The organism is Pelagicoccus albus, from assembly GCF_014230145.1.
In the GTDB taxonomy this organism is placed as follows: domain Bacteria; phylum Verrucomicrobiota; class Verrucomicrobiia; order Opitutales; family Opitutaceae; genus Pelagicoccus; species Pelagicoccus albus.
In genome coordinates, this window is sequence record NZ_JACHVC010000012.1 from 821,775 (window position 1) to 837,875 (window position 16,101).

At 52.7% G+C, this 16,101-nt stretch carries 13 protein-coding genes; 7 read left to right on the forward strand and 6 right to left on the reverse strand.

Annotation, left to right across the window (positions count from 1 at the left end; all coding sequences use genetic code 11):
• The first annotated feature begins 52 nt into the window (after nucleotides 1-52).
• Nucleotides 53-916, forward strand: a complete 864-nt coding sequence (locus H5P27_RS13185; protein ID WP_185660866.1) for an MYG1 family protein — start codon at nucleotides 53-55, stop codon at nucleotides 914-916.
• A 239-nt stretch (nucleotides 917-1,155) separates the two neighbouring features.
• Here H5P27_RS13185 and map read toward each other — a convergent pair whose 3' ends face one another.
• The 3 genes from map to H5P27_RS13200 form a co-directional block, all read right to left on the reverse strand.
• A complete protein-coding gene (map, locus tag H5P27_RS13190; protein WP_185660867.1) occupies nucleotides 1,156-1,941 on the reverse strand; it encodes a type I methionyl aminopeptidase in 786 nt (261 codons plus the stop codon).
• 134 nt (nucleotides 1,942-2,075) lie between these two features.
• Nucleotides 2,076-3,443, reverse strand: a complete 1,368-nt coding sequence (locus H5P27_RS13195; protein ID WP_185660868.1) for a DNA recombination protein RmuC — start codon at nucleotides 3,441-3,443, stop codon at nucleotides 2,076-2,078.
• Nucleotides 3,440-4,114, reverse strand: a complete 675-nt coding sequence (locus H5P27_RS13200) for a metal-dependent transcriptional regulator (protein ID WP_185660869.1) — start codon at nucleotides 4,112-4,114, stop codon at nucleotides 3,440-3,442. Before H5P27_RS13200 ends, H5P27_RS13195 begins: the two co-directional genes overlap by 4 nt.
• 195 nt (nucleotides 4,115-4,309) lie before the next feature.
• On the opposite strand from H5P27_RS13200, the gene H5P27_RS13205 reads away from it, so the two are divergent.
• Nucleotides 4,310-4,921 carry a response regulator gene (locus H5P27_RS13205; RefSeq protein WP_185660870.1) on the forward strand — a complete coding sequence of 204 codons (612 nt, stop codon included), beginning with the start codon at nucleotides 4,310-4,312 and terminating at the stop codon, nucleotides 4,919-4,921.
• Here H5P27_RS13205 and H5P27_RS13210 read toward each other — a convergent pair.
• Nucleotides 4,918-5,208, reverse strand: coding sequence for a Smr/MutS family protein (locus H5P27_RS13210; protein WP_185660871.1), 291 nt, complete (start codon nucleotides 5,206-5,208; stop codon nucleotides 4,918-4,920). The genes H5P27_RS13205 and H5P27_RS13210 overlap by 4 nt on opposite strands.
• Before the next feature lie 107 nt (nucleotides 5,209-5,315).
• Here H5P27_RS13210 and H5P27_RS13215 point away from each other — a divergent pair, with 107 nt between their 5' ends.
• Nucleotides 5,316-6,026 carry an energy transducer TonB gene (locus tag H5P27_RS13215; RefSeq protein WP_185660872.1) on the forward strand — a complete coding sequence of 237 codons (711 nt, stop codon included), beginning with the start codon at nucleotides 5,316-5,318 and terminating at the stop codon, nucleotides 6,024-6,026.
• A gap of 7 nt (nucleotides 6,027-6,033) precedes the next feature.
• On the opposite strand, the gene H5P27_RS13220 is transcribed toward H5P27_RS13215, so the two are convergent.
• Nucleotides 6,034-6,930 carry a DMT family transporter gene (locus tag H5P27_RS13220; protein ID WP_185660873.1) on the reverse strand — a complete coding sequence of 299 codons (897 nt, stop codon included), beginning with the start codon at nucleotides 6,928-6,930 and terminating at the stop codon, nucleotides 6,034-6,036.
• Between the two features lie 134 nt (nucleotides 6,931-7,064).
• Between H5P27_RS13220 and H5P27_RS13225 the strand changes: the two genes are divergently transcribed.
• The 4 genes from H5P27_RS13225 to H5P27_RS13240 are packed head-to-tail and all read left to right on the forward strand — an operon-like array spanning nucleotide 7,065 to nucleotide 14,662.
• Nucleotides 7,065-7,640 carry a mechanosensitive ion channel family protein gene (locus tag H5P27_RS13225; protein ID WP_185660874.1) on the forward strand — a complete coding sequence of 192 codons (576 nt, stop codon included), beginning with the start codon at nucleotides 7,065-7,067 and terminating at the stop codon, nucleotides 7,638-7,640.
• Complete coding sequence (locus tag H5P27_RS13230; protein ID WP_185660875.1) at nucleotides 7,618-8,790, forward strand: DNA alkylation repair protein; 1,173 nt, start codon at nucleotides 7,618-7,620, stop codon at nucleotides 8,788-8,790. The genes H5P27_RS13225 and H5P27_RS13230 overlap by 23 nt, the downstream gene beginning before the upstream one ends.
• A gap of 41 nt (nucleotides 8,791-8,831) precedes the next feature.
• Nucleotides 8,832-12,560, forward strand: coding sequence for a translocation/assembly module TamB domain-containing protein (locus tag H5P27_RS13235; RefSeq protein ID WP_185660876.1), 3,729 nt, complete (start codon nucleotides 8,832-8,834; stop codon nucleotides 12,558-12,560).
• 29 nt (nucleotides 12,561-12,589) lie between these two features.
• Nucleotides 12,590-14,662, forward strand: coding sequence for a BamA/TamA family outer membrane protein (locus tag H5P27_RS13240; RefSeq protein ID WP_185660877.1), 2,073 nt, complete (start codon nucleotides 12,590-12,592; stop codon nucleotides 14,660-14,662).
• A gap of 63 nt (nucleotides 14,663-14,725) precedes the next feature.
• Here the strand turns inward: H5P27_RS13240 and H5P27_RS13245 are convergent, their stop codons facing one another.
• Nucleotides 14,726-16,087 carry a tetratricopeptide repeat protein gene (locus H5P27_RS13245; protein WP_185660878.1) on the reverse strand — a complete coding sequence of 454 codons (1,362 nt, stop codon included), beginning with the start codon at nucleotides 16,085-16,087 and terminating at the stop codon, nucleotides 14,726-14,728.
• Nucleotides 16,088-16,101 lie beyond the last annotated feature (14 nt).

Genomic DNA, 16,101 nt, shown 5'->3' on the forward strand with positions numbered 1-16,101 from the left:
GCCTTTCCGGTTTGCCTAAGCGAATCTGGCCCCTAGCTTCCGTCGCTCGAACATGAGCGACCAAAACTACCGCAAAATCCTCACCCACCCAGGGTCAGCCCATAAGGACGATCTGCTCGCCTGCTGCCTCCTTTTGGCTCAAAGCCCGGCACCCATAGAGCGCCGCGAGCCGACTCCCGAAGATTTGGCAGACCCAAGCATCGCTGTCGTCGATGTGGGCGACCAACATGCCCCAGAACTGGGCAACTTTGATCACCACCAATTTTCCAAGGACACTGCTCCCACCTGCGCTTTATCCCTAGTCCTGCAAAGCCTCGGCCTTTACGAGGACGCCCGCACTTTTTGCGAATGGCTAGAACCTGCCGAATGGTTCGATTGTCGTGGCCCCAACCAAACCGCCAAATGGCTGGGCGTGGAGCGAGACGTCATCGGAAAACTCAATTCTCCGATCGACATGACTCTACTGAGGCGATTCGCAGCGAAGTCGGAGCTTCTGCCGGGCGACACGATCTGGGAAATGATGAAACTCGTCGGAGAGGACTTAGTCGGCTACCTGACAGGTACGCGCCAACGCATCGACTTCGTCGCCCAGCATAGCAAGCTCTGGGAATTGGGCGGCCTGAAATTCCTTTTCCTGCCGCGAGTCGAAACGGAGATCGACGATGCTTCATCTGGAATCGGACACTTCCTCCGAGAGCGCGGTCTCGATCGAGAAGTGGCCGGCACCATTTATCCAGACAAGCGAAACGTGGGCTACGGGATTTCGCGCTACAATGATCATCCTGCCCTCGACTACACCCGTATCGAAGCGGAGCCAGATGTTCACTTCGCTCACAAAAGCGGTTTCGTCGCCAAAACAACCGCCACTGAAACGGAGCGCCTCCAGCAACTCGCCCAGAAAGGTATCAAAGCCTAGAACGATCCTTAGGAACCTCTCAAATTTGGCCCAAATGCTACTTTTTTGTATTTATCGCAAAAAATATTGAACACTTTGGGCTTTCGCCCGTCTTTCTCGGTGTATCTCGCTTAGCGAGATCTTTTGGGGTAATTAAGAAAACTATGGCGGATCACTTAGGGGTAGGTGATCCGCCTTTTCTTTGCCCTCAAGATCCGGACAAAAAAAAGCCCGCCTAAATGACGGGCCGTGAATGTCGCTTAAGCAAGTGCGGGAGCGGTTTTACCTTCGGGAACGGTCAAAATCTCAGGACCATTTTCCCCTACCAAAACCGTGTGCTCGAAGTGAGCGGAAGGGCTGCCGTCTGCGCTGAGCGCTGTCCATCCATCGTCTCCCATGGCGATCTTGTGTTTGCCCATGTTGACCATCGGCTCGATACACAGGACCATGCCTCGCTTGAGACGTTGGTAATCTCCCGGGCGGCCAAAATTTGGGATTTGCGGCTCTTCGTGCAGGCTCTTGCCCACTCCGTGTCCCACAAAATCTCGGATTACGCTAAATCCCGCCCGCTCGACCTTTTTCTGCACCGCGCTGGAAATCTTGCCGACCTTGTTACCGGCGACCGCGTTTTTAATGCCGTCGTACATCGACTCTTCCGTCACATCCAACAAGCGCTGCAATTGGGAATCCACCCTGCCAACCGGAACGGTACGGCAATTGTCTCCAATGTAACCACGATAGCGGGTGCAAACGTCTACACTGATGATGTCGCCTTCCTTGAGGACTCGTTCGAGCGTTCCAATTCCGTGTACCACCTCGTCGTTAACAGAGAGGCATGTCCAAGACGGGAACACGCGCGAACCGACTTGGTACTTGTAGCAGGCGCTTTCGGCTTCCAGCTCCTCGATAAAACGACGGCCCGCCTGATCCAAATCGTATGTGTTCATACCTGGCACAACCAACGCGCACATGCGATCCAGCACGGTCGCTGCCACTTGGGAGGCTTCTTTGATTGCGGTGTATTGCTCTTCGTTACGTACGATCATCGTCTTAGTTTTAAAGTTTGTTCTCCAATAGAGAATCGGTTTCAAGCGCAAAACCTTTGGGAACGGAGTCGGAAAAGACTCTCGATTCGACAACGGATGAGCAATGAGCTCTCCCGCAAATCCGCTCGGGGCCCTCAGTCCGAGGCTTCCAATTGGGAATCTTCGAAGGCCAATTCAACCGTTTCCTCCGGCAAACCCTTCTTCGCTTTTGCTCCCAATTCCTTCAAGCGCTCGATTTGCTGCACCAAGTTTCCGCGCCCTTCCGACAATTTGCTCATCGCCGAATCGTAGGCAAGTTGGCTACGCCCAATCTGTTCGCCGACCTTTTTCATATCCTCGAAAAAGCCCACAAACTTATCGTAGAGAGCTCCGCCCCTTTCCGCGATCTCGATAGCATTTCTCGTTTGCTTCTCCTGTCTCCATATATTGGCGACAGTTCTTAAGGTCGCGAGAAGAGTCGTTGGCGTTACGATCACTACGTTCTGCCCAAATGCGAAATCAAACAAGCTCGGATCTTCCTGTACAGCGAGGGCAAAGGCAGGCTCGATCGGAACAAACATCAAAGCGAAATCAGGAGACTGGATCTGGTAAAGCGTATCATATCGTTTCTTTCCAAGCTCAGTGACATGCTGTTTCAAACTTTGGATATGCTCCTTCAGAGCCGTAACCCGCTGTTGCGGGTCCTCCTCATTCACCCAGCGCTCATATGCGACAAGGCTTACTTTGGCATCAACTACGAGGTGCTTCCCATCGGGCAAATGAATCAGTACATCCGGCTGTTTCCGCCTTCCGTCTTCCCCTACAAAACTCGCTTGGGTCTGGAACTCCCTGCCTTGCGCCAAACCTGACTTTTCCAACACGGACTCCAAGATAAACTCGCCCCAATTTCCTTGCGTCTTGCTTTGCCCTTTAAGTGCGGTGGTGAGGTTACGAGCTTCTTCGCTCATTTGCTGATTCGCTTCACCAAGCAACTTCAGTTGAGCCACAAGCTCGGCCCGGTCCTTCACACTTTGATCATGCGTAGTCTCCACACGACTACGAAAATCCGTTAACTTTTCGGCCAAAGGCAGAAGCAATTTATCCAAGCTCTCTTTGTTGCTAGCTACGAATTTCTGGGAGTTGGCATCGAGTACCCGAGTAGCTAAAGCTTCGAACTCTGCGGTCAGCTTCTTTTGCAACTCCGCGAGCTCCCGCTTTTGCTCTTCGACCCTCAACTCCATGTCTCGAGCCGCTTGACGAGAGGCGGCAAGCTGGCGGTCCAGCTCCGCGTTTTGTTTCCGAGCTTCTGAAAGCTCGCCCCGTGTTCCGTCGCTAAGCGTCTCCGCATTTCGGCAACGCTCCTGCCAAACCGCATTGTCCTTTTCCAAGTCAGCGAGCTTATTTTCAAGTTCAGCGGAGCGGACTAACGCGGATTTCTTGAGCGACCGGATTCGGAAATAGCTGATCGCCCAGACAAAAACGACGCCACCTGCCAAGGCTGCCAGCCAATCCCATTCTCTCACTCGACCCCCTCCAGCTCCACGCTGATCTTGCGAGCCGCTTCCATCCCCAATTGTCTGATTTCTCCCGATTGAAACAGCAGGGTCATGACGCCTGCCTGCTTGTCATACTGCGATATGGAAAGTTGCGTGCCCGGGGTCAGCTCGATCTGCTCGAGGTACTTGAGAAAGGCGTCTTCTTGATTTTCGATGCGGCCCACTCGAGCGCGTTGCCCTTGCTTGCACATTGAGAGCGGCACCAAGTCTCGCTCAGCGATAATTCCACGAGCGTCAGGAATAGGGTCGCCGTGCGGATCAAGCTCGGGTCGACCCAGTAGCACATCGATCCGCTCTAAAACTCGATCGGATATGACGTGCTCCAACGCCTCCGCCTCGTCGTGAATCTCATGCCAATCCATGCCCAAGACCTGTACCAGAAAAAGCTCAACCATGCGGTGGCGGCGCAAAACCAAAAGAGCGAGCTCCTTGCCTTGCCCAGTTAACTCCACCCCGACACGAGGCGTGTAGCCAACCAGTCCAGTTTTGGCCAAGGACTTCACCATGGTGGTCGCGGTACCGGGAGTAACCTCCAATGCAGTCGCAAGTTCTCCCATGCTCACGTTGCCTCCCGCTCCTTGCTCGAACTGCAGGGTATAAATCTTCTTGATGTAGTTCTCTACTGTGCTGGTCGCCATTTAAGCTCTCCTGCCGGGCTAAAATCAGTAACAAGGGGTGACGGATCGACTTTGAGAATGGAAGCCTTTTGTCGACCGAAAGCCGGACCTATTCCGTCGTAAATCGAGTGTTAATTGGATCTGAGTGAAAAACTTAAGGCCATAAGGTCTTACACTTATAGCTGGGCTTGCCGATGTAAGGAATCTGACGCAGTTATGAGTTCCAAGTACAAAGTCCACATAGTCGAAGACGATCGTACCACACGACGCCTTCTCGAAAACGTTACCAGTATGCTCGGCTATGACGTCCGCTCCTACGAGGATGGACAAGAGGCATGGAACTCATTCGAGCTCGAGCGCCCGCAGATCGTGATTAGCGACTGGAAAATTCCTGAAATAGACGGACTAGAGCTTTGCCGTAGACTTCGCGAGAGCATGAAGGAGAGCTACACCTACTTCGTGTTGGTCAGTGCTCAAAAACGCTCCAAACCGAATCTCGAAGCCGCCATCAACGCTGGCGTAGACGACTTTCTCAAAAAGCCGATCGGCTCGGACGACATCTGGAACCGCCTACGCGTGGCCGAACGCATTCTCAATTTTAACCATCAGGTTCGCCGCCTCGAAAGCCTGATCCCCATTTGCTGCTACTGTAAAAAGGTTCGCAACGACGGAGATCTATGGGAGCAAATCGAGCAATACGTGAACGAGCGAACTGGAGCTGACTTCACCCACTCTATCTGCCCAACTTGCATGGACACTCATGTCCGGCCACAGATGGAGTCCTACAAAAAGTCGCTCAAGGACAAGCAACGCGCTTCCACCGACTAAGGCTCAGTCACCTCGCTCTGCTTGAGCCAGACCAAGGTCGCCCCCCAGCCGCCACTTGTCTGATCGCCCAATTCGAATCGGATCACCGAGTCGTTCTTTTTTAGTTGGGCATGCACCAGCTCTCTGAGAGCGCCCGTACCCTTTCCGTGGATCACCCGGACCTTGAAAATTCCCTTTTCGCGACAGAGTTCGAAATAGTCGGGCAGCAGCTCTTTGACCTCTCCAGGCCGAAAGGTGTGTAAGTCCAATTCGTCCGAAATGGGAAATTCAACCGGCTCATCTTCCATTAAAAGGTAAAACAAACGAATCCCGGCAGGGAATCGACTAAAACCGCTGGTGATTCATCCGAATTATCCTTAGGGAGCTTATCCATATATCGCTGCCGACTTGATCTATGTTTCGCCATTTTCGCCAGTTTAGCTCCAGCCTATGCCTGCTTCTTGTTTGGGTCTCATCACCTTTGGGCGCAGAGGAAAAGACCGACGGGGAGATCGTACCGCCCGTCGCGATCTACAAAGTGGACCCCACACACCCTCCCGAGCTCTATTCACGCGGCGTCGAAGGCGAGGCCATAATAATCGCGTCGGTCGACATGTTCGGCACAGTCGTCGACCCAATGGTCGACAGAGCCACCCACGAAGAGTTTGGTCTGGCCGCTATGATCGCTTGCTCGGAATGGATTTTCGAGCCGGCTACCAAAAACGGCGTGCCCATCGCGATCCGAGTGAAAATCCCTTTCGATTTCAAAATAGCTTTCGAACACAAACTAAACGTCGAGATGGGTCGCGAAGTCTTCAAGGAAATCGACGTTCCGATCATTCCCTCCTTCGAGCTGGATCAGTCCCCTACCTTGAGCTTTATGCCTGCCTTCGCGGAGTTCTATCCGGATGAGCTGATAAACACCGGCAAGACCTCAGCCGTTAGCGTCGAATTCGTCATCAATCCAGAGGGTAACGTCATGAACCCAAGAATCGTCTCCACCTCGACTCCGGGATTCGAAGAAGCGGCCATGCGGGCGGTTAGCCATATCAAATACAAGCCCATCCGAGTAGACGGACAAGCCGTCTACGTTTCCTTGATGATTCCCATCCAGTTCTCGCAATAGGAACGGGCTAGCGGGCGAGGACGATCAAGACCACCCCAAGCAGGATACCGAGAACACAAGGCGTCTTGGCTCGATAGTTTCTTTCTTTGAAAAGGAAATACCCCGCTGTGAAACTGACTAAAACGCCGCCCCTCCGCAGACAGGAAACCACTGAGATCATCGCATCCTCATCCCGCAGAGCCTGAAAATAGAGGTAGTCCGCCACCAAGAGCGAGACGCCAATCAGCGGCATAGACCAGCGCCATTCAAACGCTCCTCGCGGCCACCACCGACGCCACCAGCCCAACATCATGGGAAACATCACGACGACTAGGTAAATTGAAAACCAAGCCTGTACAGTGGAAGCCTGATAGCCCAGCGTCCCCATCAGATACTTGTCGTACAAGCCACTAACAGTGCCAGCCAAAGTCCCGCCAATCATACAAAAGACCCACCTGTTCCGGTGGAAAACGAAGCCTTCGCGCTTACCGGCAAAGGATAGGGCAACAAACGAAAGCAAGGTCACCGCGATCCCCCACCATTGGAGCCCATTGGGCCTTTCGGTGAAGATGACGACCGCAGCAAGGAGAGTCCAAAACGGCCCCGTAGCGCGAATTCCACCCGCCAGCGATACCGGCAAGTGCTTCAGAGCGAAGTAGGACAAAACCCATGAAACCGAGACGATCGTTGATTTGAGCAGAAGCCGGAGATGGTCGACCAATTGCAGCGACTCCACCTGAAGGAATGGAAAGGGCGTTTCCCCTTGGCTGGACCAAATCACCCACGGAATCCAAAGCGACGCTCCAGTGCACACACTGATGTACAGGGCCGGAATGACGGCGTTATCCATGACTGAACGCTTCTTAAAAACGTCGTACACCCCTAAAAACAAGGCGCTCGCTACTGCTTCGTATACCCAATTCATCAAAACTGCTCCACTAGCCACAGCTGCTAAAGCGCCACAACTAAAAATACCTTACTTGAGAAGCTGTCCGAGCATTGGAAATCTTGCTTCGGGCCTCGCATTCGCATCCCTCCACAATAAATTCCCCATCCTCTATGAAAGATTGGTTTCTCAATTTGATCGAAGGCAACAGCAACGAAGTCATCAAAGCAGGCGTAACTGTGCTGGTGATCATCTTGACCTATGTCACCGTACGTCTCTTTCGCCGCTATATCTCCCTCACCGGTGAAAAACATCACTTCGCGGAGCAGCGTACCGCGGGGATATCCAAGGGTGGCCAAACCTTGATCTATATAGTTTCAGTCGGGGTCATTTCCAACGTACTGGGATTCGGAATACAGGGTATCTTCCTCGCCACCAGCTCGTTCTTTGCCTTGGTCGGGGTCGCGTTTTTCGCCAACTGGTCGATTCTGAGCAACGTAACCGCCAGCGTCCTACTATACTTTACCTTCCCCTACCGCATCGGGGACCGCTTGTCCGTGGAGAATGAGCCTAAGTACAATGGCATCTTAAAGGACGTCACCATAATGTACCTGAAAATCAAGACAGACGGCGGGTCCTATGTCACCCTGCCCTCCAACGTAGCCATCCAGAAGATTATCACCATCCAAAGCGAAGCGGATTACCAAAGGGAGAAAGAGGAGGCGGATGCCAAAAAAATCGAACGCTGAAGCCGCCCCAAAGAGCGACGCCCACAACGAGACTAGCGGACCCCAACCGTTCAAAAACCTGATCAGCCCCGCGGTCGTTCGCAAACTGGCTGAGTTGGTCCGCGAGGCGTACCCGGATTTCAAACACCGCAGATTTTCCAAGCGATGCCTGGAGAAACTCGATTCCCTTGAGCTCAAAGCTCGAGCCCAGCACATCGGAGAAATGCTTTGGGAAGAGCTGCCGTCCGAGCCGGAAACAGCTTTAGATATCGTCCGCCGAGCGATCGAATCGCTTCCCACCCTCGAAGAGGACACCAGCTTCGATACTTGGCTGTTTTTCCCGCTCAACTCATTGCTGAGCGCTCACGGGACAAAATCTTGGAAGGCATCCATGAAACTCATCCCAGAGGTCACGAAGCGCTTCACAGCCGAATTTGGAATCCGAGTTTTTCTGAACACCGATCACGATCGCATTTTGCCACATCTGGAAAAATGGGCTGCGGATCCTGACCCCAACTTGCGACGGCTGGTTTCCGAGGGCACCCGCTCACGCTTGCCCTGGGGCGAGCAAATTCCGGCCTTCAAAAAAGATCCAAGCTACGTGCTTCCTCTCCTAGAAACCCTTCGCGACGATCCATCCGAATACGTCCGCCGATCCGTAGCCAACAACCTCAACGACATTTCCAAAGACAACCCGCAAGTCACATTGAAAATTGCCAGACGATGGTTGCAAGACGCCACGCCGCAGCGACGTCGCCTCGTCAAACACGCCTGCCGGACATTAATAAAAAAAGGCGACGCGGAATGCCTAAAGTTGCTCGGATATGGTTCACCCAAAATCGCTATCCGCCACTTTTCAGTTTCTCCCGAGTCAATCCAGCTTGGCGAGAAACTGAAACTGTCCGTCGAACTTGAATCTACGCAATCCGCTGAACAACAATTGATTATCGACTATCGTTTCCATTTGGTCAAAGCGAGCGGAAGCACCGCCCCCAAGGTATTCAAAGGCGCCATTGCGACACTTCCCGGAAAGTCGAAAAAGACCGTGATAAAATACTTTCACCTGAAACCAATTTCCACTCGTAGATACTACACAGGTAGCAACTCGGTCGATTTGCTCATTAATGGCAAAAACCTAGCTACCGTAACATTTCATCTCACCGTTCCTTGACGATTTCTTGGAGCGGGCAGAAGCAGTAACTTTCACGTTGAATGACGAACTCGCCTCCCAAGAAACAAAAAAAGCCCAGATTTAAGAAAACAAAACGAGTCGCGATCGCTTTGCTAGCGGTCTTTGTTCTCACGGTCCTCTCCTTCCCCCTCTGGTCTCCCTGGATCGCCAAGCCGCTGGCCGCCATGGCCGGCGTAAACATGGATTCGGTGGACGCCCTCTCGTGGGATCGCTGGCAAATCAGCCGGCTAGAGTACGCACAAGAGAACCTCACTGCCACGGCCGAATCAATCGAGCTCCCGTCTCCGACCAAGCTGGTCTTCTCCCACTTTTCTTCGAAGCCCGCTACCCAAAATCTCGCAGTCCAGAACTGGAAACTGGACATTACCACCGCTCCGGCTCCCGAAGAAAAGCAGGCAACTGAACCGCTGACTCCTCACGCGATCTTCAAGCTCGTGAACGATAGCCTCGCCCAATTGGGCAACTACCTCGCGTCCGTCGAAGTTTCCGAAGGAATCGTAGTGGTGGACGGGGTCGAAACCGCTTCAATCGAAGACGTACAACTAAGCCCCCTAGCTCTCGCGGTGAAGGCAGGCTACATGCCGCAAAGTCTGGAAGCCGAACTGAAGTTGACGTTTGAGAGCGAGCAGAGCTGGGACCTCGAGGTCATGGTCCCGACTTACGAACTGAGCTTGGAGTCCACACTCACCTCCACCACGGAAACCACTGAAATCGGCGGCACCCTGCTGAGTTCGGGAAACAGAGTCGAACTCGAAGCCGCATGGGCCGATGACTTTATCCCGAAAACAGCCAGCGTTAGGTCCTCAGGCTTCGGACTCGACCAACGCTACCCATTTATGGCGAACCTCGAGAAGGTACCAGCCGTCCAGCTAAACGTGCTAGCCAACTGGGCAAGCGAGGCCTTCGACTATCAGCTTGAGGCTTTCGACGCATCCGAACAAAGCGAAGAAGCCAATATATTCCTCGCCGGAAAAGGTTCTCAGAAGCTAGTCCAGATCGAAACCGCGAAGGTCAACCTACCGTGGCTTCTCGTCGAAAACGACAAACCTATCGAGTTGGACTTCTCCCTAGAGAATCCCCTCGAAGCGGCCATGCTCGAAGCCAAACTCGACCTCGCCAAGGTTCCCTACATCGAAGCCGGCGGCAAAGTTGAAGCCACTCTAACGACTAAGACTTCAAGCTCCGGTACCCCCATTATCAGCGCCAAGCTCGCCGGAGCGAACGTGAGCCTGTGGGATACCGCACTCGCCACCTTGGAAGCCAATCTCGACCTTGACGGAAAACAGGCATCGATCCACTCGTTCGCCATCGTCTCCGAGAAGGGGTCTGAGTTGTCTTTAAGAGGCGGATACAATATCGAGACCCAAGAGCTAGCCCCGAGTACGCTCCACCTAAAGGTCCTAAACGAATCGCAACGTTTGCGAGACCTATTGCCCGAGTTCGACTGGCAGGCTATCGATGGCGACCTCGAAGTGAGCGGACCCGCGACTGATCCGCAATTCGCTGGCAGCCTGCAGCTCGACTCCGTGAAGTTTCCGCAAACTCAGATGCTCTCCCTCGATGCTCAGGTAAACGGTCGACTCTCCAGCCTTACCGCCGAACTTGCCGCTCGTACCGAGTTAGAAAAACTGAATCTGGCGCTCGCGGTGGAACGAGGGTCCGAAGCGATGAAGTTGACTCTCAATCAACTGGCCCTCGCCCTGATCGATGGGGCACCAATCCTGACTCTAGATCAGCCAGCGACAGTTGAAATGGACAACGAAACGGGCGATGCCACCTTGGCGAATATTGCTTTAGACGGCTCAAACGGCGAGCAGCTCCAGCTGTCGAGCTTCCTGCTTTCCTCTGCCAGCTTCGATATTCAAGCGACCGCCTCGAATTTCCGGACCGACATTTTCAACAACTGGTTAGCTACCCCTGTTCCGAATTTTAGCATCCAGGAACTCGATACAGATATCCATCTTACCGAAGACGCGTCCGAAATAAAGACATCCGGATCAGCCGCATGGGCTATCACCGACACCAGTACTATCGGCCTGAACTGGACAGCTAACTCCAATCCAGAAAGTCGAAACAACATCAATATCGATCACCTCGAAATCGGCGCTGACTCGAAGCATATCCTCGTGGCCGAAGGTCAATTTCCCATATCCATTTATTGGGCACAAAAAGCGATCAAGACGGAGATACTTCACGACGCGCCTGTCGCTTTCTCGTTGGAATCATCTCCTCACCCAGATTTTTGGAATTCACTGGCCAAAGTGGTACCAGTCGCGCTCAAGAAACCAGTCATCCGAGCAAATCTCGAAGGTACGCTCGACAACCCGACCGGCCACATAAACTTGCAGTTAGCCTCCCTGGACTGGACCCATCCGACCGAACCTAGCAGAAGCCTCAGCCTCCGTGACTTCAAGACCACTCTCGATGCCGATTCGGATGGAATTGAGATCTCGCAGCTCGAGGCGCACTTCGGAAACAACATCATTACTGCCAATGCCACCCTGCCACTCGGCGATACAACACTCCTGCAGGCTGCCCAGAACGCGACGGCACTCGATCTCGCCCCCCTCACCGGACACGCAAGAATTGAGCTCGTCGAGTTCGCAGCCCTTAAAGCCTGGCTTCCACCAATCATTCGCCAGGAGGGAAAAGCTATCGTCGATGCCAACTTCGAAAACGGGAAAATTTCCGCCGTGGCTGAAATCGAAAACTTAGCCACACGACCGGCTCCACCTCTAAGCGCCATGTCCAAAATTTCTGGGCGAGTCCGCTACGAAGAGGGAATCGTGACCGTTGAAAAACTGACGGGTACCGCCGAAAAAAGCCCCTTCAGTCTCGCTGGTACCGCGGACATAAACGATATCGAGCGACCGCGCCTCGATCTGAAGTTCACGAGCAAGGAGTTTCCGATGCTACGCGACGACGGTCTCGTGATGAGCGGTGACATCGACGTGGCAGTAGTATCGCCCGACAAAGCCCCGCCGCAGATCAAAGGTTCAGTCATGCTGACTAAAGGACTATTTCTGGTTGAGCCCAACCTGATCGCGAGCTCGGCTAAAACCGTCAGCACACGCCCACCCTACTTCGCAGTTGAACAGGAACCGTTCAAAGATTGGGGGCTCAACCTGACGATTCGCGGTGATGAATTTCTACGCGTCTCCAACTCCTTCTTTGAAGGCACACTTTCCGCCGATTTCGTTCTGGAAGGCAGCCTCGGCACTCCACTCCTGATCGGTAAAGCGGAGACGAACTCAGGACGGGTCATCTTCCCCGCCAGCTCCTTGAACCTAAAGAACGGTCAAGCTCTGATCACCCGCGATCGTCCGTCCGAACTCCAGCTAGAAGCGATCGCTGAAGGTCGCCTCTTCGCATACGATGTCAGCCTCGACGTCAGTGGCACCGTCGACGATATCGAACTCGTGATCACTTCAAACCCGGCTCTTACGCAGGTGGACGCACTCCTTCTCCTAACCACCGGCACCGTACCGGACAGCTCCGGCAGCCTTGCCCAAAATTCCGCAAGCTCACTCGGGATGTTTATCGGCAAAGGCCTATTTAGAAAACTAACCGGGGGAAACAGCGACTCAGCAAGTAAGCTGAATGTGGAAGTGGGACAGGAGATCTCGCACCAAGGCAAGAAAACGATAAACGCCACTTACCAGCTCAGCGAGACCCTCGAAGTCGAGGGTGAGTACGACAAACGAGACGAATTTAACGGCAACCTTAAATGGACCTTCTTCAGACGATAAACCGCTCCCAACTTCCTACTAGACGACCCGTGTCTCCCTTCCGCCGCTCTACATTTATAATCGCTGCCTTATTCGTATCCGCTTTCGCGGCGACGGAATCTTTGGCCAAGCCCGTGAAGGTTAAAGGCTTTGGTCTATTCGGAAATGCCGAGCTCCGAAGTGCCCTTACTCTGCTAGACATAGGCGATGGCGATCTGAGCGCTCAAAAAATGGATGATGGAGCCTTTCTGCTCCTCACACGATTAACACAAAATGGCTACCTCGACGCCACAGTCTCCGCTGAATATGAGATGGAGGACGGCTCAATCAACGATGTCGAGTGGAGAGCTCCTTTCGAAGCAAAAATACCAGAAGACGTAGTCGCTCAGAAAATACGCTACACCGTAAATCCAAACACCTTGTATTACTACGACACGGTTGAAATCGAGGGATTGAGCTCCATCGACACCGATGAAGCGAAGGCCTACATCATCCCAGACACAGCTCTGTATTCTAGGAAGAAAGACAAATCCTACTCTCCCAACATCGTCTCCAACCATCAGAAACAACTCGCAGCTGTCCTCGCGACGCTTGGTAGAATTGACGCAAAGGTAACGATTAAATCGACCGATATCGATCGGGAAACTGGTGCCGTTGATGTCGTTTTTTCCGTCAACGAAGGTCCCCTCTACGAAATAGAACAAGTCGAGATCCACTATCTCGAAAAGGAAAAGGAGCCTGAGATCGAGCAACTCGAAGTGGATCGGGTGTACACGAGAACCTGGGTAGAGGATCAGATACGAAACCTTCGAAATAAGTCCTACAATCTTGGATACCCAGACACTAGCGTAAGCAGCCGTATCGCAAAATCAGAGCCAGAAGGCGACACCATCCAAGTGTATCTCCAATTCGATGTCCGTCGAGGCGCCAAATACACTCTTTCCGGCGTCGAACATGTCGGAGCGACCGATACGCATACACCTCTATTAAATAGAAAAGCAGATCTCGAAATCGGAGAAGAACTCGACATTACCGAAACCGAGGCCGCTCGCAGAAACCTCTCAAGACTGGGGATTTTCGACCGGATCGATTTGCGCTACGAAGACGATGGAGAAGGCCAGCGAAAAGCCGTCTACGAATATACCAACGGTGATCGCGTCCAAGCCCAGTTGCTGTTTGGATACGGCAGCTACGAACAATTCAGAGGAGGTTTTCTGGCAGAAAGGGATAATCTTTTTGGAAGGGCTCACACACTTTCCTTCTCGGCTATCCAATCGCTTAAGTCCACGAGCGGGGGAATCGACTACACCGTACCTGACATATTCGGAGAGAATATAACAGGTACCTTCGAGCTCAACTATCTCGACCGGCAAGAGATCAATTTCGACCGCACTGAACAAGGGGTGACCTTGGGCCTCTTCACTCGTCTCACGAAACTTAAAGTCGACGTCGGACTGGACTATGCATTTGAGCTGAAGGAATCCAGCAATCCGGAATTGGGCGAAGAGCTCGGACTCGGCGAGGCGAACGTGGGAAGTATTTCGCTTCGGGCTTCGCGAAGCACATTGGATAATCTCTTGTACCCAACTGACGGTTACGAGCTAACGGGAACAATCCAGTACGCTGGGACTTCTCTCGGAGGGGAAACTGATTTCATCAAACCAGAGTTGAGTGCCGCGATACACCAACGCGTCGGAAGCCGCTGGATTTTTCACCTCGGAGCACGTGGAGGCATCATAGGAGACAATGCAGAAAATCTATCTTACTCCGACCGTTTCATTGTAGGCGGGGAAAACTCGATACGTGGATACCGCCGCGGTGGCGCTGCGCCGATCGTCGACGGAAACCTTAAGAATCCACTCGCTTACGCTCAACTCAACATGGAGGTTGAATACCCGATCCTCGATCAGTTGAACGTAGTCCTCTTCTCCGATTCACTTCGAACTTGGGTAGATGAAGTATCCATGGATAACTACATCTACGAGGACTTGTTCAGTGTCGGACTCGGACTCCGTTACAACACCATCATCGGGCCCGTGCGCTTGGAATATGGCCACAACCTAAACCCGCGCCCCGAGGACCCAGAGGGCACCTTTCACCTCTCCATAGGCTTCCCGTTCTGATCGGAAACCAAGAAGCCTAGGAACCAAAAAAGTCCCTAGGCTTTAAAAGGAAAGGCAACTGGTTTAGCTACGTTGAGCTGCTTCTTCCACGGCTCGTAGATAATCGGCAACATTGGCCTGATAATCCATATCGAGAGACTGACGCAACTTCTTCGCAGCCTCTGCGTAGTCCTTTTGCTCCACGAGCATTTGTCCATATTGCAAGAAGGCTTGAGCGGCCACTTCATCGATATTTTCAGCCCGCTGAAAGAGGAAGGCGGCCTCCTCGTAGTCTGACTTTTTCCAAGAATGCTTGGCTAGAAGTAGAATAGCGCGACCGTTCATCGGATCCGCTTCGATTATTTCCTCCAAGGTGGCGGCTGCGTCATCACTGTTTCCAGAACCCAACTCTACCTCCGCCTTCAAATTTAGAAGTACAAGCTTTTGCTCATCGTCGATCGCCGCCGCCAACTCAGTCAAGGCAAGCTCATTCAATTCGAGAGCACTGTCCCAAGCTTGGTTATCGATAAAAGAAGATATCGCTCTGCGTAGGCTGGAAAAACGACTGGCCTTGTTGCTCGTACGGCCAAGAGCTTCTTCGTAAGCATCCAAAGCTAAGCCGTACATGCCTCGGTTCGCATAAATGTCAGCCAAGAGGAACAGACTTCCTTCACTTCCTTTATTCAGGCGGCGAGCTATTTCTAGGTTGGCAATTGCTTCCGTCAGATTCTCTTGGGCCAAAGCTATATTCGCTTGGTGCAGGTAGAGCTCGTGGCTCGCGTCCTCTTGCCCTATTAGTTCTGTAACCAAGCCTGATGCCGTGGCGTAATCTTCCAGTTCGATCAAACAACGGATCTTCCCGAGTTTCCAATCCTTGGAGTCAGGCTGAAAAGCAATCGCTAGATTATAGGCGTTCAAGGCAGAGGAGAATTTGCCGAGATTGAGATAACTGTAACCAAGTAATCCATACGACATTCCATCTGCGCCACCAAGCTCCATCCCTTTGACGAGAGCGTCTATACCCTCTTGCAGGCGGTCACTCTGTATGTACGCGATACCAAGGTTTTTGTAAGCCCGCATGAAATTTGGGAATTTCCGAACCGCGTCTTCGTAAGCTGAAATAGCACGGTCCATTTCTCCCAGCTGCATGCGGATGGTTCCCAACATGAAATCCATCGGAGCGCTAGAATCCGGCCCGATACGCTCCTCGAGAAGCGTGGCGCCTTGCGATAAGTCCGACTCCAAAATGCTCATCAAAGTCTTGAAAAACTGTCCTTCGTCTTCGCTAAGCTTGGGCTCTAATTCGCTATGGACTCCATAGCTGCCCATAACTCTATTCTGAAAACCTTCGTCGGTCCAAAAGTTCTCGCTCAAGGGATAGGTTTGAGCCGACGCGATAGTCCCGCCCAAGGCAAGAACGCTTAACATTGTCTTAACGTATTTCATCTAGCGTATCCAAA